Source organism: Enterococcus sp. DIV1767 (assembly GCF_050542585.1).
Classification (GTDB): domain Bacteria; phylum Bacillota; class Bacilli; order Lactobacillales; family Enterococcaceae; genus Enterococcus_D; species Enterococcus_D innesii.
The window spans coordinates 2,923,515-2,943,443 of record NZ_CP172936.1 but is presented as its reverse complement, the minus strand read 5'-3'; the positions used below and the strand labels follow the sequence as shown (position 1 = coordinate 2,943,443).

General features: G+C 45.0%; 12 protein-coding genes. 8 read left to right on the top strand and 4 right to left on the bottom strand.

Annotated features, from left to right (window positions below):
- The first annotated feature begins 21 nt into the window (after positions 1 to 21).
- The 4 genes from IGI78_RS13845 to IGI78_RS13830 all read left to right on the top strand — a co-directional run bounded on the left by IGI78_RS13845 (position 22) and on the right by IGI78_RS13830 (position 8,450).
- The gene (locus IGI78_RS13845; protein WP_061053315.1) at positions 22 to 1,674 is read left to right on the top strand and encodes an extracellular solute-binding protein; all 1,653 of its coding nucleotides are present in this window, start codon (positions 22 to 24) and stop codon (positions 1,672 to 1,674) included.
- An 84-nt stretch (positions 1,675 to 1,758) separates the two neighbouring features.
- Positions 1,759 to 4,806, top strand: a complete 3,048-nt coding sequence (locus IGI78_RS13840; RefSeq protein ID WP_430618092.1) for an alpha-mannosidase — start codon at positions 1,759 to 1,761, stop codon at positions 4,804 to 4,806.
- 6 nt (positions 4,807 to 4,812) lie between these two features.
- The gene (locus tag IGI78_RS13835; RefSeq protein ID WP_430618090.1) at positions 4,813 to 7,068 is read left to right on the top strand and encodes a glycoside hydrolase family 3 N-terminal domain-containing protein; all 2,256 of its coding nucleotides are present in this window, start codon (positions 4,813 to 4,815) and stop codon (positions 7,066 to 7,068) included.
- Complete coding sequence (locus tag IGI78_RS13830; RefSeq protein WP_195266187.1) at positions 7,065 to 8,450, top strand: glycoside hydrolase family 1 protein; 1,386 nt, start codon at positions 7,065 to 7,067, stop codon at positions 8,448 to 8,450. Before IGI78_RS13835 ends, IGI78_RS13830 begins: the two co-directional genes overlap by 4 nt.
- 72 nt (positions 8,451 to 8,522) lie before the next feature.
- Here IGI78_RS13830 and IGI78_RS13825 read toward each other — a convergent pair whose 3' ends face one another.
- On the bottom strand, positions 8,523 to 9,383 hold the full coding sequence (locus tag IGI78_RS13825) for a MurR/RpiR family transcriptional regulator (protein ID WP_005228070.1): 861 nt from the start codon (positions 9,381 to 9,383) through the stop codon (positions 8,523 to 8,525).
- A 216-nt stretch (positions 9,384 to 9,599) separates the two neighbouring features.
- Between IGI78_RS13825 and rpsO the strand changes: the two genes are divergently transcribed.
- The 4 genes from rpsO (at position 9,600) to celB (ending at position 15,506) form a co-directional block, all read left to right on the top strand.
- Positions 9,600 to 9,869: a 30S ribosomal protein S15 gene (rpsO, locus tag IGI78_RS13820; protein WP_005228072.1), complete on the top strand. Its 270-nt coding sequence runs from the start codon at positions 9,600 to 9,602 to the stop codon at positions 9,867 to 9,869.
- Positions 9,870 to 10,426: 557 nt separating this feature from the next.
- On the top strand, positions 10,427 to 12,544 hold the full coding sequence (gene pnp, locus IGI78_RS13815; RefSeq protein ID WP_229045639.1) for a polyribonucleotide nucleotidyltransferase: 2,118 nt from the start codon (positions 10,427 to 10,429) through the stop codon (positions 12,542 to 12,544).
- 218 nt (positions 12,545 to 12,762) lie between these two features.
- Positions 12,763 to 14,163, top strand: a complete 1,401-nt coding sequence (locus IGI78_RS13810) for a glycoside hydrolase family 1 protein (RefSeq protein ID WP_077452225.1) — start codon at positions 12,763 to 12,765, stop codon at positions 14,161 to 14,163.
- Positions 14,164 to 14,165: 2 nt separating this feature from the next.
- A complete protein-coding gene (gene celB / locus IGI78_RS13805) occupies positions 14,166 to 15,506 on the top strand; it encodes a PTS cellobiose transporter subunit IIC (RefSeq protein ID WP_195266185.1) in 1,341 nt (446 codons plus the stop codon).
- Between the two features lie 82 nt (positions 15,507 to 15,588).
- Here celB and IGI78_RS13800 read toward each other — a convergent pair whose 3' ends face one another.
- The 3 genes from IGI78_RS13800 to IGI78_RS13790 all read right to left on the bottom strand — a co-directional run bounded on the left by IGI78_RS13800 (position 15,589) and on the right by IGI78_RS13790 (position 19,925).
- A complete protein-coding gene (locus IGI78_RS13800) occupies positions 15,589 to 17,511 on the bottom strand; it encodes a heavy metal translocating P-type ATPase (RefSeq protein WP_195266184.1) in 1,923 nt (640 codons plus the stop codon).
- Positions 17,512 to 17,805: 294 nt separating this feature from the next.
- Positions 17,806 to 18,846, bottom strand: a complete 1,041-nt coding sequence (gene fni / locus IGI78_RS13795) for a type 2 isopentenyl-diphosphate Delta-isomerase (protein WP_096741741.1) — start codon at positions 18,844 to 18,846, stop codon at positions 17,806 to 17,808.
- A complete protein-coding gene (locus tag IGI78_RS13790; RefSeq protein WP_016609860.1) occupies positions 18,843 to 19,925 on the bottom strand; it encodes a phosphomevalonate kinase in 1,083 nt (360 codons plus the stop codon). Before IGI78_RS13790 ends, fni begins: the two co-directional genes overlap by 4 nt.
- Positions 19,926 to 19,929 lie beyond the last annotated feature (4 nt).

Below are 19,929 nucleotides of genomic sequence, written 5' to 3'. Positions count from 1 at the left end.
AAAAATCAAAGGAGGAAGAAAATGGGATTAAAAAAGAAACTTTTAGGAATGGCGGGTGTCGCTTTATGCAGTACCCTCGTCTTGGGTGCCTGCGGCAATTCTTCAGATGAGGGAACTGGAGAAAAGAAAGAGGTTGCTATCAATCATGACAGCCAATTTCCAATCATCAAAGAAGGCGAAGAGCTGACCTTGAATATCATGGCACCAGGTGTGGGAATGGCCGAGTGGGAAGACATGCCGACGCTACAGGATTACCAAGAAAAAACCGGTATCAAATTGACTTATACGACACCACCATCGGCTGACTTTAGTACGAAACTGAACTTAGCCTTTGCTTCCGGCGACTTGCCGGATATCGTTTACGGTGCTGGTTCGCAAGCACTGACGGCTTCGATGGAGATCGATTACGGTTCACAAGGGATTTTACTTCCCTTAGAGGAGTATATCACGCCAGAAATCATGCCAAATCTTTATGCACTGACGCAAGAAGATCCTTCTATTTTAAAATCGATCACCACGCCAGATGGGCACATTTACTCCTTGCCAATGATCTCGCGGAATGCGACTTCAATCTGGTGGCAAGGCCCGATGTGGTACAACGGCACGTGGCTAGATAATTTAGGCGTATCAGAACTGCCGAAAACCACGGAGGAACTGCAAGAATTGTTGACGCGTTTCAAAGACGAAGATCCTAACGGAAATGGTCAAGCAGACGAGATTCCATTGACGGATGTCGATATGAACTCGACACGTGTTTGGTTGATGGCCGCCTTTGGCTTACGGACTCGCGGGATTCAAGTGGACGATGATGTGGTCTCCTACACACCGACATCAGAAAACTACAAAGCATTCTTGGAATACATGAATACACTGTACGATGAAGGATTACTAGATAAAGAAGTTTATGGACAGTCCGATGAGCAGAAAAAAGCGAAGGGTGAAAACAATCAACTAGGGCTTTTTGCCGACTATTTCAGCTTCTTTACTACTGGTCGCAGTGAGGCAGAGGCAATGAACGATCCAATGTTCCAACCGTTGACCTCTGAATGGGCACCAGAAGCCAAGATTCCTGGCAGTCCACGAATCTCCCGGGGAACTTTTGCATTGACCAATGTCAATCCTTCCCCAGAAGCTTCCATGCGTTGGGTGGATTACTTCTATTCGGAAGAAGGCACAAAATATATTGAACAAGGGCCAGAAGGTGTTCTTTGGGAGTACCAAGAAAATGCGGATGGCGAAAAAGTCCGGGTTTATGTGGATGGCATTGATACAGATAACACGGAAGACGAACGCGGTAAAATCACGCCAGCGTATGGATTGACTACACCAAACATTGTCATTGATACAACAGGTGAATACCATATTCGCAAAACGGCTGATGAAGAACCAGATACTCGTTTTAGTGATTGGGTTGCACAAGAAACGGCAGAAAAGATGGAAGACATCGCTGAAGTACCATTCCCGCTACTGTATTTAACGATTGAAGAAAATGACAAAGTAGCAGCCACTGCCACTGATTTGACAACTTATGTAGAACAAATGGAAGCGAAGTTTATCACAGGTGTCGAACCATTAGACAATTGGGACGATTATGTGAAAACGATCGAAGCAATGGGCATTGACGAATATGTCGAAGTCTATCAAACGGCCTATGACCGCTGGAAAGCAAACTAATATCATACGATAAGGGAAACGGGTCGAGACAATCAATCTCCACCCGTTTTTTTTCAAAAAATAGATAGAGGAGTCAAAAGAAAAATGAGAGTTATGCAGCCTTACGAGTTTGAACGCATCCGAAAAATTTTCTACAAATTAAAACAGTACCGTGTACGCTACCAACAGCCAATAGACCCGCTTTTTTTAAAGCAAGAGGATTGGGTACCGTATGAGCAAGGGAGTTATTTCGGAGAAAAAAACACCTATTATCAGCTGAAAGGCAGCTTTCAAGTTCCCAATGATTGGGTAGGGAATCCTTGTGTCTTACAAGTCTATTCAAGCCTCTCAGAGTGGGACAACACCACCAATCCCCAAATCAAAATTTATTTGGACGATACCTATGTCCAAGCTATCGATGTCAATCATCGAGAGGTCACTTTGACTGAAGGATATCAACAAAAAGCAGTCAAACTGAAGATTGATCTGTTCTCGGGCCGTTCCGATAAACCATTACCACTGCATATCAACTTATTGGCATTGGATCCTGTCGTCAATGAACTCTGGTTTGATTTTTATACGCTGTTTGATAGTTGGCGTGCCATTCGTGCGTTTGGCGGTGACGAAGCATTTTATCAACAAGTCCTTGGTCAAGTCGCCAATGTCTTGGATTTTCGTACGCCCTACTCAGCGGCATTCTATGAAAGTCTCGCAAAAGCAAAGCAGCTGCTTGCGTCATGTTACTTACCAGCGCATACACCAAAACAAAAAGTGACGGCTGTCGGCCATACCCACATCGATCTGGCGTGGCTTTGGACGGCACAGCAAGCAATTGAAAAAGGTGAGCGCAGTTTCCAGACGGTCTTGAAATTGATGGAGGAGTATCCAGATTACACGTTTTTTCAAAGCCAACCACAACTGTATCTCTCCATGAAAACACATTATCCTGAACTTTACGCTGCAATCAAAGAAAAAGTTCGAGAAGGAAGATGGGAAGTTGACGGGGCGATGTGGGTGGAAGCCGATTGCAATTTGACTTCAGGGGAATCGCTGGTTCGTCAGATCCTTTATGGCAAACGGTTTATGAAAGAGGAATTTCAAGTCGATAGCCGCATCTTATGGCTACCGGATGTCTTTGGTTATTCAGCCGCCTTGCCGCAAATTTTACGCAAAACAAATACGCCCTACTTTATGACGACGAAGCTGTCATGGAACCAGTTCAATCAAATTCCTTATGATTCCTTCTATTGGCAAGGAATTGATGGCAGCCGCGTTTTGACGCATTTTATTACCACCATCAGTGAAGGATACAGTCCAAGAGATTATTATACGACGTATAATGGATTGCTAGATCCGTATACGATTAAGGGGAGTTTTGAACGTTATCAGCAAAAAGATCAGCACGACGAAATTTTGATTGCCTATGGGTACGGTGACGGTGGCGGAGGCCCGACGAAAGAGATGCTAGAAGTCCAGAAACGGCTGCAAAAGACACTGCCAGATATGCCGACGATTACTGGCAATCATGTGGGGGGCTTTTTTGATCGACTGGCAGATTCTTTTAAGGAAAAAACTGGCCCGGTCTGGTACGGCGAATTGTACTTTGAATACCATCGTGGAACACTGACTTCGATTGGCAAAAACAAGAAGGCCAATCGCCAAGGAGAATTTTTCTTACAGACGATTGAAAAACTTTATAGTATTTGTGCAATCAATCGTTATCCGCAAGCTGAATTAGAACAACTTTGGAAACAGCTGCTATTTAATCAATTCCATGACATTCTACCGGGAAGCTCAATCAAAGAAGTTTATGATCAGACGGATCAAGAGTATCAACAGCTCTTTGATAAAGGTTGCAAGCTGATCGAAGCTTTGATTCCAGCGGCGCAAGCAGCCGAAGCTAATTCATGGCATGTCTTTAATCCGCTGGGACAAGAGCGGACGGGTCTGGTCTATTTAGACGATCAGACAGGGATCAAAGAAGCTTACCTGACTCAGCGGACCTATGATGACCGGCTCTTAGTCAAAATTCCCGCCATGGCTGGATTGAGCTGCAAAACACTGACCCCTGTCTCAGCTATGCCTCAATCAAAGCAAGTGGCAATGCGGCTGGAGGAATCGTTTGAAACGGTTGATTTTAAAGTGATTTTTGACGAACACTTTGACATCATCTCTTTATTTGACAAACGGCAGCAGCGAGAAATCGTGCCAAAAGGAGAGCGGTTGAATCAGTTAGTGGCTTACGAAGATCTGCCAATGGATTATGATGCGTGGGACATTGATATTTATTACCAGAAGAAGCCTTATCCTGTGAAGCAAGTTCTCTCAGCTGAGGTTGTTGAGCAAGGGAAGATTCGCGATACCTTGAAGATCAAACGTCAGTTTGAAGATTCTTTTATTACGCAATGGCTGCATTTTTACCATGGCACGGGAAGAATCGATTTTGAAACAGCGGTTGATTGGCACCAGCATCAACTGCTGTTAAAGGCATTGCTGCCGATTGATGTTAACACATTGGAAGCAACGTTTGATATTCAATTCGGGCAGGTAAAACGGCCTGTGCATCAAAACACGTCGTGGGACCAAGCGGGTTTTGAGAGCTGTGGACAAAAATGGGTAGATCTCTCAGAAGGGAATTATGGGGTTAGTATTTTGACGGATTCGAAATATGGGTTCAATACGGATTATCAAAAAATCGGGCTTTCTTTGATTAAATCACCGATTGATCCGTATCCTGAAGCGGATCAAGGCCTTCATGAGTTTACCTATTCCTTGTACGCCCACGAAGGAACTTGGCAAGACGCGCAAACGATGGAAGAAGCATTGGCATTAAATGTTCCCGTTCTGACGGTTCCAAGGGTGTCACAACTATCAGGGGATGCTTTTCTAGCAGTCGACCAAAAGAATGTCTTACTGGATACGGTGAAAAAAGCCGAAGATGAAGAGGCACTGATCGTGCGGTTGTATGAATATCACAATCAAACCACCGCCTGTCAAATGCGCTGCCAGAAAAGAATCAAAAAAGCGGTTTTGACGAATCTTTTGGAAGAAACCGTCGCTGAACTGCCGGTCGAGCCGCTGGATGCCCAAAGCATCACAATCCATTTCCAGCCTTTTGAGATCCAGACCATCATGCTTTATTTAGAAGACTAAATAGAAATGGAGAAGCATATGATTGAGACACTTTTACGGCAAATGACATTGAAAGAAAAAATCGGCCAGCTGAATCAGCGTCTGTATGGTTGGGAAGTTTACGAAAAAAACAATGGAAAAATTATTTTAACTGAAACCTTTAAAAAAGAAGTAGCTCGTTTTGGCAGTCTTGGCTGGATCTACGGCGTCTTTCGGGCTGATCCTTGGTCAGGTAGAAATCAGCAAACCGGCCTGACGACCACGGAGTCCTATGAGCTATCCCTTATGATTCAAACTTATTTGCAGGAGCACACTCGGCTGGGGATTCCGGCCCTTCTCAGTGAAGAGTGTCCTCACGGTCACCAAGGTTTGGAAGCGACGACGTTTCCGGTCAATTTTAGTGTTGGTTCTAGTTGGAATCCAGAGCTGTATCAAGCGGCCCAAACCATCACTGCTCAAGAGATTCGGGCAAAAGGGGCCCATGTCGGCTTGGTTTCCGCATTGGACATTGCTAGAGATCCGCGTTGGGGGCGAACAGAAGAATGTTTCAGTGAAGATCCGTTTTTGACCAGTAGCTTTACCAAAGCAGCCGTCAGAGGGTTACAAGGATCAAAAGCAACGATTGAAAAACAGAACGTTTTAGCAGTGTTAAAGCACTTTGCTGCCCAAGGTGCAGGAATGGGGGGACACAATGCAGGGCCAGTGGCAATCGGTGATCGGGAATTCCGCGAGATCCATCTGCCACCAATGAAAGCAGGGATTGCTGCCGGAGCTTTCGGGTGTATGGCTGCATACAATGATCTAGATGGTATCCCATGCCATGCCAATGCTTATTTGCTGCAAGAGGTTTTACGAGAAGAAAGTGGCTTTACGGGAATTGTGATGGCCGATGGGTGCGGGCTGGATCGGATTGCTGACTGGCTGGGGAGCCGCCCGCAAGCGGCCGCCAAATCCTTGACCAGCGGTGTGGATGTTAGTTTATGGGATGAAGTTTTCCCAGTGTTAGAAGAAGCTGTCCTTGAGGGGCTGATTGCGGAAACGGCGATCGATGATGCAGTCCGCCGTGTGCTTCTTTTGAAAGAAAAACTTGGCTTGTTTAAAGAAGCAACGCCCCATGTTTCATTGCCCCGTAAAGAAAAGGCGCAACAAGTTGCCTTGAAATTGGCGGAGGAATCGATTGTTTTACTAGAGAACAATGGTATTTTGCCTTTGAAGAAAACGCGACAAAAGATTGCCGTCATCGGTCCTCACGTTAAACAGCTCTATCATCAGCTGGGGGATTATACGCCATTCAAGGAAGAAACAACATGTACGACCCTTTGGGAAGGCTTGACCAGTTTAAGTACGCATCAAGCTGACTTCTTCTACGAGAAAGGCTGCGAAATCTCTAGTGGCAAACTGGCTCAACGAAGGCAAGCCTGTCAGATTGCAGAAAAAGCGGATGTCATCTTAGTGACGATCGGCGGCTCCAGTGCCCGTGATTTCACAACGGATTTTGACAAAAACGGTGCCGCCTTAAGGGGATCTCAGGAAATGACCAGTGGAGAAAACATCGACTTGGCTACCCTCGATTTGCCGCAATGCCAGTTGGATTTACTGTTTGCGTTGAAGAAGAGTCAAAAGCCGCTGATTGGGATCGTGATTTCCGGTCGACCGCATTGCTTAGCACCTTTGCAAGACTTGTTCGATGGACTGCTTTACGCTGGCTATCCCGGCCAATATGGAGGGGAAGCGATTGCTCGGATTCTTTTTGGCGAAACGGTTCCTAGTGGGAAATTAGCAGTTTCTATTCCTGATACGGTTGGACAGCTGCCAGTCTGTTATAATTATCGCAACACAGCGTTTCAAAAAGACTACCTCGATCAAAACGGCGCACCAGTATATTCTTTTGGTTATGGTCTTAGTTATGCCTCTTTTACTTGCAGCGCGGTTTCGGCTGAATATGCAGGTGAAGGCATTATCGTTAGCGGCACACTCGAAAATCATTCGGCAGTTTCTGGCAAAGAAGTCATTCAATGTTATCTAAAAGAGTACACAAAAGCATATGTGCCGAGGAAAAAAGTCCTGTGTGGCTTTCAAAAAGTATGGGTGCCTAATCAAGGGCAAGTAGCTTTTCAACTCGTGATCGATGAAGCATCATTGCAGCAGCTGGCAATTTCTTTAAAAGATACTGCATCGTTTTGTCTGGAAGTCGAAACAGCAGGTCAGCAGTATCGATTTTTATTTCAACGATCCAACCCTGACCGTACGTGGCAGGTAACTAAGAAAGGAGCAAAAGAATGATTCACTTTCCAAAAAACTTTTTATGGGGAGCGGCCGCGTCAGCACCGCAAACCGAGGGGGCTGCGGCTGTTGACGGCAAAAGTCCCTCTACATGGGACAAATGGTTTGAGTTAGAGCCGTCACGCTTTTACGATGGTGTCGGACCAAGCGACACTTCAAATACCTACTATCAATACCGTGAAGACGTGGCAAACATGAAGGCCATGAACTTAAATTCCTATCGGACATCGATTGCATGGACCCGCTTATTACCAGACGGAAAAACATTGAATCAGACGGCAGTAAAGTTTTATCGGGCATATTTTCAGGAAATGCTGGATCAAGGCATCGAACCGATCATTAATTTGTTTCATTTTGACATGCCTTGGTGGCTGATGGAGAAAGGAGGCTGGGAAGCCAGGGAATCCGTTGACCATTTTGCATTTTATGCAAAAACTGCTTTTGAACAATTCGGCGATTTAGTGAAAAAATGGGCGACCTTTAATGAACCATTGGTGCATATTGAATGTGGGTATTACGGAGATGCTCATTGGCCGCAAGTGCGTGATTTCAAGCGGGCGATCCAAGTGGGTTATCATACTTTGCTAGCTCATGCGAAGGCGGTTGCTGAGTTTCGTAAACTCGCACTTCCTGATGGAGAAATCTGTATCATTTTGAATTTGTCACCTGTTTATCCAAAAAGCCAAGAAGCGGCTGATCGAGAAGCCGCTGAATGGGCGGACCTCTTGTATATTCGCAGTTTTTTGGACTGTGTCGTTTATGGACAATTTCCTGAAAAACTAACGAGCTTGTTCAAGGAGCATCAATTGACCCCTGAATATGAGGCAGCAGATGCGGAAGTTTTTCGTGAAAATACCGTAGATTTTATCGGTTGCAATTATTATCAACCGTTGCGGATCCAGGCACCACTTCCGCAGAAGGCAGCATCCGGTCCCTTTGAGCCGCGTCAGTTGTTTCGTGGGTACGATTGGCCAGAGAAAAAAATCAATCCTCATCGTGGCTGGGAAATCTATCCAGAAGGGATCTACGATATTGCGATGCGTCTGAAGAATGACTATCAAAACATGCCATGGTTTATTTCCGAAAATGGCATGGGGGTGTCAGAGGAAGAACGGTTCATGGATGCCACGGGGCAAGTCAATGATACGTATCGGATTACCTTTGTTGAAGACCATTTGCGTCAGCTGCATCGCGCGATCGAAGATGGGTCACCTTGTTTCGGCTACCATATGTGGACCTTTATGGATTGCTGGAGCTGGTTGAACGCTTATAAAAACCGCTATGGTTTTTATCGAGTAGATTTGAAGAATAACTTCGAGCGTTATCCCAAAGCGTCCAGTTTTTGGTTGGCAGAAGTAGCTGCTAAAAATGCCATTGATTGATCAAAGTGTCCGATTAGAAGCAAAAATACCGCAGGAACATGTTCCTGCGGATTTCTTTTGGGTATGAACATTTTACAAATACTTCTCACGAAAATCAGCGATGGCTTGGCGTGACGCGTAGATATTGCGTGCCAGCTTTTCATTTTTACTTAAAAAGACATAGAAAAGGACATCGACCGCTAATAGGTGGGCGATGATTGAATTGGTAGCGGCACTCCGCTGGTTGGCTTCTTTGGAACGGGACACTTGCAGGGGAACATCCGCCAACTTCGTCAACGGGTTGCTGCCAAAGCGGGTGAGTGACAGGATCGGAACGCCAAGATTTTTAGCGATTTCGGCTAAGTGAACCATCTCAGGCGTGTGTCCACTGTTGGAAATGACCCAGACCAGACTTTTTTTCTCGTTTTTGACAAGTTGCGGCAACAAGAGATTGTAGTCATTTTCAAACACGACGATCTTGCCTAAACGAGTCCATTTTTGTTGGATATCTTGTGCGATCAAAGAGGAGGCACCGATTCCGCAGACAAAAATGCGTTCACGAGTCGCAATCAGTTCAGCGGCAGCCAACATCAGCTGTTCTTCTAATAATTGGGCCGTCTCATTCATGGTCACCTGGGCATTGTGGCTCAATTTTGAGGTGATGGCATGAAAGGGCTCGTTTAATTCAACATCGGCATAACCTAAATGCTCATTGGCATTGTGGCGCAAGCCGGATTCGGCAGATAATTGTATTTTTAAATCTGTCAAACTAGCAAAGCCGGTTTTTTTCGCAAAACGTACAACGGTTGGTGCACTGATCCCAGTGGCTTCTGCTAATTGACTCGCAGTCATCGACGGCACTTTTTCAGGATTGGCCTCCATGAATGCGAAGAGTTTCTTCTCAGAAAGCGATAATTCATTTTTCATGCTCTCGATTCGGGAAAGAACGCTCATCCTTACACTTCCTTTAGATAGAGTAGTATCCTAAGTATAACATAAGTTTTGGAGGAGCTTTCAAAAGAAACGAAAAGAATAGGTAGATAAACTTGCTTTTTTACTTAGAATCAAGTAAAGTAATTACGTGTGAAAAGCACAGTACCTGTTACTTGGTTTAACGAATCACCAACGTTTTACTCAGTCGCAGGGGAAAAAGAAAAAGAGGTGAAAAACATGGCAATTTCAAAAGAACGCAAAAACGAAATCATCAACAAATTTGCACGTCATGAAGGAGATACTGGTTCTCCAGAAGTTCAAATCGCTGTTTTAACAGAAGAAATCAACCATTTGAACGAACATGCACGTATGCACAAAAAAGACCACCATTCATACCGTGGGTTGATGAAAAAAGTTGGACATCGTCGTAACTTATTAGCTTACCTACGTCAAAAAGACGTACAACGTTACCGCGAATTAATCCAAGCTTTAGGATTACGTCGTTAATCAAACAAAGAAAAGTGAGGTTCAACCCGAATCTCACTTTTTTGCTATGAATCACTGCGACTGGGCGGCGCAAGCCGCACAGAGCAGATGATGAATAGTACTAGGCGAGAGCAGCGAGCGTAGTGACCAAGCAGCGGAATCACTGCGACTGGGCGGCGCAAGCCGCACAGAGCAGATGATGAATAGTACTAGGCGAGAGCAACGAGCGTAGTGACCAAGCAGTGGAATCACTGCGACTGAGCGGCGCAAGCCGCACAGAGCAGATGATGAAACCTACTAGGCGAGAGCAGCGAGCGTAGTGACCAAGCAGCGGAATCACTGCGACTGCATTGTCGGCTAAAACAGCTGATGCAGTCTGACAGGTAAGCTCGAGCCATCTAAAAGTGAAACACCGAAATAGCGGCCTTTTGACTGGTGAATCAAAAAGCGCAGCCAAAAAGAATTTTGGGTCCTTGTAAGCAGCATCCTACTAACCAAATGAAAGCAGCGGAACGCCATTCCGATTTTTTCATTTGTTTAGTAGTGACTTGCTGGGATCCGATGAAAAGGAGCAGAACATGACAGAAAAACAAGTATTCAAAACAACTTGGGGCGGCCGCCCATTAGAAGTAGAAGTTGGCCAATTAGCCAAGCAAGCAAACGGAGCTGTATTGGTTCGTTATGGCGATACGGTTGTCCTAAGTGCAGCGGTTGCATCTAAGGAAGCAAAAGATACCGACTTTTTCCCATTAACGATCAATTACGAAGAAAAAATGTATGCCGTAGGGAAAGTACCTGGTGGCTTTATCAAACGTGAAGGACGTCCAAGTACGGAAGCAACCTTGACTGCCCGCTTGATCGACCGTCCGATCCGTCCAATGTTTGCGGAAGGCTTCCGTAACGAAGTACAAGTTACAAACATCGTAATGAGTGTTGAACAAGATTGTACGCCTGCAATGGCAGCAATGTTAGGTTCTTCTTTAGCGTTATCTATTTCAGATATCCCGTTTGACGGACCGATCGCTGGTGTCGATGTCGGTCGGGTCAATGGCGAATACGTCTTGAATCCAACAGTAGAACAAGCAGAACAAACCGATATCGAATTGACAGTAGCTGGAACGAAAAAAGCCATCAACATGGTTGAATCAGGAGCGAAAGAAGTTTCTGAAGAAGACATGTTAGGTGCGTTATTATTCGGTTTTGATGCTATCAAAGAATTGGTTGCCTTCCAAGAAGAAGTTGTCGCAGCTGTGGGCAAACCAAAAATGGAAGTCAAATTGTTACAAGTAGATGCTGACTTGAAAAAAGAAATTTTCGACGGCTACTACCAAACAATGAAAACTGCTGTTATGACGGAAGAAAAATTGGCTCGTGAAGACGAGATCGATAAAGTCAAAGACACAGTGAAAGAAGTATATGCAGAAAAATTTGCTGGACATGAAGAGGAAGCACAATTCTTGAAAGAAGTGAAACAAATCGCAGAAGATCTTGAAAAAGATGTGGTTCGCGAATTGATCACCATCGACAAGATTCGTCCGGATGGCCGTCAATTAGACGAAATCCGTCCATTGGCATCAGAAGTTGGCTTATTGCCACGTGTTCATGGTTCTGGTCTATTTACTCGGGGACAAACTCAAGCATTGTCTGCTTGTACGTTGGCACCTTTAGGTGAACACCAAATCATTGATGGATTAGGGGTTGAAGAATCAAAACGATTCATCCACCATTACAACTTCCCTCAATTTTCTGTTGGTTCGACTGGTCGTGCTGGCTCACCAGGGCGTCGTGAAATCGGTCATGGTGCATTAGGCGAACGTGCCTTAGCACAAGTGATTCCTGATGAAACAGACTTCCCTTACACAATCCGTCTTGTTGCAGAAGTATTAGAATCAAATGGTTCTTCTTCTCAAGCAAGTATTTGTGCAGGAACCTTAGCATTGATGGATGCAGGGGTGCCAATCAAAGCACCAGTTGCAGGTATCGCAATGGGACTTGTATCTGATGGTGAAAACTACACGATCTTAACGGATATCCAAGGCTTAGAAGATCACCTTGGCGATATGGACTTTAAAGTTGCTGGAACCAAAGATGGGATCACTGCGTTACAAATGGATATCAAGATTCAAGGGATCACTGAACAAATCTTGACAGAAGCATTAGATCAAGCGAAAAAAGCGCGGATGGAAATCTTAAATGAATTGACATCAACATTGGCTGCTCCTCGTGAAGAGTTAAGCCAATACGCACCGAAGATCGAAATGATCCAAATCGATCCTGCGAAGATCAAAGATGTAATCGGTAAAGGCGGCGACACCATCAATGGCATCATTGATGAAACTGGCGTGAAAATCGATATCGATCAAGACGGAAAAGTTTCGATTGCTTCTGCTGATGCAGAAATGATCCAAAAAGCCATCAAGATCATTGAAGAATTGACGAAAGAAGTAAAAGTTGGCGAAGTGTACCTTGGGAAAGTTGTCCGTATTGAAAAATTCGGTGCGTTTGTCAACTTGATCAAAGGCAAAGACGGCTTAGTTCATATTTCACAACTTGCGAACGAACGGGTCAACAAAGTAGAAGACGTTGTCAAAGAAGGCGACGAAATCTTAGTGAAGGTCACAGAAATCGACAAACAAGGCCGTGTGAACCTTTCAAGAAAAGCACTATTGAACGAAGATAAAGCAGAGCAAAAATAAGCTGCTATTTCTAAATTATCGCATTGAAAAGCAAAGTCTAGGAAACTAGACTTTGCTTTTTTTTGTCTAAGTAGCACATCTTCAAAAGGGTCTTACTTGACAGGAGTTATTTTTTGCTTTAGTGCGAAAAATAAGAGATAATTCAGAATATTGTCTTTGCCATGCAAGCAATAATTCTAAGATGTTAAACGCATCTTATTTAGGATAAGGAGTACGATATGAAACAAACATTTCCAACTGATTTTTTATGGGGAGCATCGATTTCCGCTCACCAAACCGAAGGGGCGTATCAAACCGACGGCAAGGGGCTGAGTGTCCAAGATACTCGTCCAAGAGACAACCACATGATCGCGGATTTTACTGTGGCTGTCGACCATTACCACCAGTACAAAGAGGATATCGCCTTGTTAGCAGAAATGGGGATCAAAATTTTCCGTTTTTCGATCGCTTGGTCGCGAATTTTTCCAGAAGGGCGCGGTACTATTAATCAAAAAGGATTGGATCATTACAGCGATGTCATTGATGAATTGCTGAAACACGGCATTCAGCCCTTTGTAACGTTGAACCATTTTGACTTGCCGCAAGCATTGGAAGACGAAGGCGGCTGGACAAAACGCAGCACCGTTGAGGCATTTGCCGCATACGCCAAAACGCTGTTTACAGCCTATGGGGATCGAGTGACGCACTGGCTGACGATCAATGAACCAAATATCATGCTGTTGGTGGATCAAAAAATATTAGGGAAAAAGATTCCATTATCAGAAAAATACCAGCAATTTCATCACCTGATGATCGCTGAAAAATATGCTTTCGAAGCGTGTCATGAAATCGTACCGAATGGCAAAATCGGACCGGTGCCGAATATTTCGTTGGTCTATGCGGCGACTAGTCGACCAGAAGACAACCAAGCAGCGCTGTATTTCAACAGTGTCCGGAACTGGGCGTACCTTGATTTCGCCTGCTTCGGTCGTTACAATACGGTCTTTCAAGATTATTTGAACCAAAACGGCCTCACGATCGACTTTGGTCCGGAAGATGAGGCGTTGATGAAACAGGCTCTGCCTGACTTTGTCGCAATGAACTTCTACACCACGGTGACAGTGGAGCAGCCGACGGAAGCTGGGGACATGAAAAACGGCATCAGTGATCAGCAAAGCGAAGACATTATGGAGCGTGGTTTTTACAAAGGGTTCACCAATACGTTCTTGAAGAAAAATGCCTTCAATTGGACCATCGATCCCTTGGGGCTGAAAACGACGTTGCAAACACTCTATGATCGTTACCACTTACCGATCATCATTACCGAAAATGGCTTAGGGGCCGAAGACCATCTAGAAGCAGATGGCACGGTTCATGATCCGTACCGTATCGATTATTTGTCGCAGCATATCAATCAATGCTTAGCCGCGATCAATGCTGGGGTGGATCTGATCGGATATAGCCCGTGGTCTGCCATTGATTTGATTAGTGTGCATGAAGGGATTCGAAAACGGTATGGTTTTATTTACGTAGATCGCAATGATGCAGAGGAAAAAGAACAAAAACGAGTGAGAAAAGACAGCTTTTATTGGTATCAAAAGCTGATTGAAGAAGGGGCAATCCCTTCGTTGGAGGAGTAACGATGACAAGTGTTTTTACCTTTTTAGAAACGCGTTTGATGCCGCCTTTGAATAAGTTGGCGAATTTACGCTTTATTCGCGCAATCATGCAAGCAGGGATCATTACGGTCCCTTTTACGATCGTCGGATCGATTTTTTTGATCATTAATAATTTACCACAAATCATTCCGCCACTGGCTAGCTTTTTCGAACAAACGATTTTACGATTTTCGCCGCTTTATAGTGTCGTAACTACCATGTCTGTCGGTTCGATTGCTGTTTTTTATTGTTTAGCAACAGGGTATTATTTAACTGAGATTTATCATAAAGAAGAGCATTTGACTATGAGCAGTTTTGTAGGAGCGTTATTAAGTTTGTTTGCTTTTTTAATGACGATCATTCAAGTCGATATCACAGATGGTACTGCACAATTGCTACAATCAGAAAGCGAAACCGCCATTGTTTACAATGGGGTCGCTTTAGGCGGTTGGATCACTCGCTTCAGTGGAGTAGGGATCTTCATCGGGATTATCACCGCAGTAATTGCTACGTCAGTCTATCGTTTTTGTGTAAAAAGAAAGATCACCATCCAGATGCCTGAAGGAGTTCCTGATGGAGTCAGCAAAGCATTTGCGTCATTGATCCCAGCGATTTTGATTGCCTTTTTGATGGTCGTGATCAATGGAGTACTGGCGGCTTTCCACACGGATCTTCACGGATTGCTATCCAAACCCTTTGAATTCGTGAAAGAGTTGACGGGTTCTTGGTTAGGAATCATCGTGATTATGCTCCTTATCCACCTCTTATGGGCAGTGGGGGTTCATGGGACGGCAGTTATTAAAAATAGTTTCATCAATCCCATCCTGTTGGTGGCTCTAACTGAAAATATCGATGGTGCCAATAATATTTTTGCTGGGGATTTCGTGAACATGTATATTTTTATGGGCGGCGCAGGAAGTACACTTGGATTGGTTTTATTGATGCTGTTTGTGGCAAAATCACAACAGCTCAAAGTCTTAGGAAAAGCAGCGATCTTACCGGGGCTTTTTAACATCAATGAACCAGTGATCTTCGGGGCACCGATCGTCTACAATCCGTATTTGATCATCCCCTTTATCATAACCCCTATGATCAACGTGACGATTGCTTACTTTGCTAGCTCGTTTGGCTTTGTCGATAAAGTCATTACGGGAATTCCCTGGATTTCACCAGTCGGAATTGGGGCGTTTTTAGGAACCGGCGGTGATTTCCGAGCCATCCTGATCGCTTTGATCAACTTAGGGGTTTCCATTCTCTGCTATTATCCATTCTTTAAGATGTACGATGGCAAACTCTACACGGAGCAACTTGCCAATCACGCATAAATAGGAAAAAACAGCAAAACGCCCGTTGATGGACTTCTAGTGAAGTGCCAACAATGGGCGTTTTTGCTAGTGCAAATAGTGGTCACGTATGCAAAGACTGTTGATACAAGACACAATCATCGCAATCTTTGCGGGTTGGTTTGGCTTGCTGGGGTGTTTCTTTGTGTAATGGCAAAAGCATACGCAACCCGTTTAAGATAACTAAGATCGTGCTTCCTTCATGACCCACGACCCCTAGAGGTAGCGTGAGAAATTCAAGGAAGTTTGAAGCGATCAGCAACAAGATGACACTGATAGAAAAGACGATGTTTTGTTTGATGATCCGCTGTAATTTCTTAGCCAAACGGTGACTGTCGACCAAACGCAGCAAATCATTTTTCATCAAGACGATGTCCGCCACATCCATTGCGACATCTGTTCCTTCGCCCATCGCGATCCCTACACTTGCGGTCGCTAAGGCTGGAGCATCATTGATCCCATCACCGACCATCGCATTGATTTGGTAGGTTTCTTTCATTTCTTTGATACGAGTGGTTTTCTCATCAGGCAGGCAATCACTTTCGTAGTCAGACAAGCCGATTTCTGCGGCGATCACTTTGGCAGTACCTAAATGATCACCCGTCAGCATCGTCGTGTGAATCCCCTGCTCATTGAAGTAGGCAAGACTTTCACGAGCTTCAGGACGGGGCTGATCCAATAGCGCTAAATATCCTGCTAATACACGGTCACGATTGATATAAATCAAGGTTTTTCCGGCTGCTTTTAATTCTTGGATGCGGGTTTGCTCACTGGCAGCAACAGAGGTTAGATCGACTTCTTTTCCAATCGTCCAATGGGCAGCTTGGTAAGTGGCGGCTAGACCGACTCCCGCTTGTTCTTCCACGGCTAATTCCAACGGCTTTTCATCATGAAAATACGCCAAGATCGACTCAGCCAATGGGTGATTTGATTGTTTTTCCATCCCGACGATCAGTTGGGGAATAAAGGGTTCATCCAGCAACAGATGGACATCAGTGACAGCAGGTTTACCGCGAGTCAGCGTTCCGGTTTTGTCAAAAGCGATCGCTTTGACATTGGCAAAGGCATCCAAGGCTTGTCCGCCTTTACATAAAACGCCTAAACGAGCAGCGTGAGAAATGGCTGCTAAGGTCGCAGGAGTAGCAGAGGCGACTAAGGCACAAGGAGATGCCACCACCAGTAAGACCATGCCGCGATAAAAGCTTTCTTGGAACCCCCAATTCGTGAAAAACGTACACAAAACGATCATTAGCGGGACGGCGATCAAGACGATCGGCACATAGATCCGTTCGATTTTTTCAATCAGGGTCGCCGTTTGACTTGGCATTTGCTGTGCTTCTTCCACCAATTGAATGATTTTTGCAAAGCGGGTGTTTTCACTCGTTTGGGTAACTTCAATGTACAATGGCTGCCCGAGGTTGATGGTTCCGCTAAAGACTTCACTGCCTAAACGTTTCTCGACAGGAATGGATTCGCCACTGATGGCCGCCTCATCAACGCTGCTGTTTCCTTGGATCACGATACCGTCGATCGGGATCGCACTGCCTTTTGCCACCATAATCGTATCTTTTAACTGAAGGGCTTCTACTGGTACTTCGACGAGCTCGCCACTTTCAATCATTTTTAAGGCAGTCGTTGGTTGCAGTGCCATTAATGAACTAATTTCTCGCGTACTTTTGTTGGTCGTATATTCCTCAAGGGCACCGCTCAAACAAAAGATAAAGGTCAGCATCGCCCCTTCAAACCAATGACCAATGATACAGGCACCAATGGCGGCTAATGCCATCAATAGATCGACGTTCAACCGTTTGTCGTGCACCAATTCTTGCGTGCCTTCCCAGGTTTGTTTCCAACCACCAGCAAGAATCGCTAACAGATAAGGGACAAAGCTATAAGGAATGGAAAAAGATGCCATAAGAAAGCCAGTTGCCATCAATAGCAAACAAGCGATCGTTGAAAAAACAGCCGACGATTCTGATTTACTCATAAGAAACGCCTCCTTTTGAATGTAGTCTAGGAATGAAAAACCGATCCTTTTCTCAAGAAATAATCGATTGTTCCTCCCTCAACTTGAGCATAGCACATTCGAAAACAAGATGGTAAAAAAACAACGTACCTGATAATGAAAGTGATTATCAAGTAGCGATTAAATAACGTTGATATCCAAATGTTAAATGGAGAATTCTCTATTATAAAGAAAAGCGCACAAAAAAAGCAGTACAATAAAAAACGAATTATACTGCTTTTACTTATTTGATGTGGTAGTCAGCGATTGGATCGCTTAACGCAAACTATACTTTGCTAAGGGAATTTGACGTGCTTCACACCACTCTTTGACAGCGCCAGAAAAAATCAGCTGGACCTTGGTGAGGTCTTTGGTACTTGTCTGTCCTGCCATAGTGTAGAGCAGCTGTAGCTGTTCCTTCCATGATTGTAAGGTGGCGATGGTTTCTTCTTTGCCTTTTGACAAAAGCAGCACGAGGATCGTGGCTGATAGTCCTACACTATCTGCACCAAGGCAAAGTGCTTTGAAGATATCGTAAGCATCTCGAACCCCGCCTGAAGCGATGCGGGTAAAGGGTTGTTGGATCTCGTTTGCTTCCAGCAAGGAAATCACGGTGGATTGGCCGAAGGTATCTAGATACGCCAATTCACGTTTTTTCCGGCGAGCATTTTCGATTTGAGTAAAACTTGTGCCGCCGCTGCCAGCAACATCAATGGTTTGTACGCCGATCGCCAGTAACTGCTGGATCGTTTCACGGGACATCCCAAAGCCGACCTCTTTGACGACAATCGGAACGGCAACGGAAGCAATCGTTTTTTCCAATAAGGACAGCCATTGGCTAAATTGACGATCACCTTCGGGCATCACTAATTCTTGCGGTGCATTAAGATGGATCTGCAAGGCATCGGCACCAAACAATTCCACTGCCCGTTGTGCATTTTCAACGGGACTGCCCGCGCCAATATTGGCTAATAAGAAGCCGTCAGGATTGGCTTTACGGACGATACGGAAAGAGTCGGCGACACTTGGGTCTTTTAAGGCAGCCGAAACGGAGCCGGTTGCCATCATCAACTCACAGGCTTGTGCGATCTCTGCTAACTCTTGGTTGATTTTTAAGGTTTTTTCACTGCCGCCCGTCATGGCATTGATGAAAAAAGGGCTGGAAAATGAGCGATCAAAGACAGTTGTCGCAATCGACACATCAGCCACATCAATTTGTGGAAATGATTGGTGGACCAAGCGAACTGCATCAAAATCGTTGCTGTGTTCTTTATGGAACGCTTTTGCTAAGGAAACATGTTCATCTTTTCGATTCATGATAGGTCCTCCCGGTAATGGTAAACATGCAGCGGCAAGGGGGTGATCTCGGCTTTTTCCCACGCACTCATCAATGGTAAAATACCGGTTTTCTGGTCAACGATCACGATGCCGCAATCGCCGCCGCCGGCACCGGAAGATTTGGCTGCGCCACAATAATTTTCTGCTAGATCACAAAGCTTTTTAAGTGCGGGGGTTTCAATCGGTACACCAGTCAGTGCAGACAACTCCCGCAGGAGCTTTCGATTTTCCGTGATCATTTTTTTGATCGTGCGACTGTCTTCATTTAAGAAGCCGTCGATCAATCGATTGACGCAGTCTTTGCTGGCTGCTAAAAAGGCCGCATAGGCGTTTTCTTTTTCTTCTTTGGATTGATAGACTTGATCCACTAAGTCAGAGGTGGAGGCTGGAGAGCCTGTCCAGCCAATCAGCAGTCGAAGCGATTTCGGAACCGTCAAGGGACGGATCGATAATCCTGGCCAATCGAAAGCGATCAATTCTGTTAAGGTATGGTCTTTTTGTTTGGCTAAGACCCAGTCGTGATCGAAGGTTGAAAAAGCGATCCAGCCGCCATAGCAAGAGGCCGCAATATCACCGCACGACCCATTGCCTTGAACAGCGAGATGGGCAAGAGCCGCAATTTTGAATTGGGTCAACCGATCCATTTCCATTTGATAGTACAGATTCAATGCTTTGACCGTGGCAACAGTCACGGCACCGCTGGAACCGAGGCCATATTTGCGACCGTTCGAGTTATCCAGTTCACTGGTCACTTTTAAATCGTAAAAGGAAAGGGGGATGCCTTTTTCTTGGGCATATTTTTCCGTCAGACGAATGGCTGCCAAAATATAGTGGAACGGGTTATCCCGGTGGTCTAAGACTAATTCGCCTTTGCGACGCGTCCAGCGAATCGGCAGGTCGCTGTATTGGGCAGACTGGATGCTGCCGTTTTTACGGGCCTCTTCAACAGTGACCGTGATAAATTGGTCAACGGCAACGATGATTGCAGGATGACCAGGTTCGACAACCGCGTATTCACCAGCAATAAATAGTTTTCCGGGAACGGATAGTTCAATCATTTCG

Excerpts from the sequence above, each read along its gene's own strand:
- IGI78_RS13845 (WP_061053315.1), top strand. The coding sequence starts at position 22 with ATGGGATTAAAAAAGAAACTTTTAGGAATGGCGGGTGTCGCTTTATGC.
- IGI78_RS13800 (WP_195266184.1), bottom strand. The coding sequence starts at position 17,511 with ATGAGTAAATCAGAATCGTCGGCTGTTTTTTCAACGATCGCTTGTTTG.
- IGI78_RS13825 (WP_005228070.1), bottom strand. The coding sequence starts at position 9,383 with ATGAGCGTTCTTTCCCGAATCGAGAGCATGAAAAATGAATTATCGCTT.
- IGI78_RS13810 (WP_077452225.1), top strand. The coding sequence starts at position 12,763 with ATGAAACAAACATTTCCAACTGATTTTTTATGGGGAGCATCGATTTCC.
- rpsO (WP_005228072.1), top strand. The coding sequence starts at position 9,600 with ATGGCAATTTCAAAAGAACGCAAAAACGAAATCATCAACAAATTTGCA.
- IGI78_RS13840 (WP_430618092.1), top strand. The coding sequence starts at position 1,759 with ATGAGAGTTATGCAGCCTTACGAGTTTGAACGCATCCGAAAAATTTTC.
- IGI78_RS13835 (WP_430618090.1), top strand. The coding sequence starts at position 4,813 with ATGGAGAAGCATATGATTGAGACACTTTTACGGCAAATGACATTGAAA.
- IGI78_RS13790 (WP_016609860.1), bottom strand. The coding sequence starts at position 19,925 with ATGATTGAACTATCCGTTCCCGGAAAACTATTTATTGCTGGTGAATAC.
- pnp (WP_229045639.1), top strand. The coding sequence starts at position 10,427 with ATGACAGAAAAACAAGTATTCAAAACAACTTGGGGCGGCCGCCCATTA.
- celB (WP_195266185.1), top strand. The coding sequence starts at position 14,166 with ATGACAAGTGTTTTTACCTTTTTAGAAACGCGTTTGATGCCGCCTTTG.
- fni (WP_096741741.1), bottom strand. The coding sequence starts at position 18,846 with ATGAATCGAAAAGATGAACATGTTTCCTTAGCAAAAGCGTTCCATAAA.
- IGI78_RS13830 (WP_195266187.1), top strand. The coding sequence starts at position 7,065 with ATGATTCACTTTCCAAAAAACTTTTTATGGGGAGCGGCCGCGTCAGCA.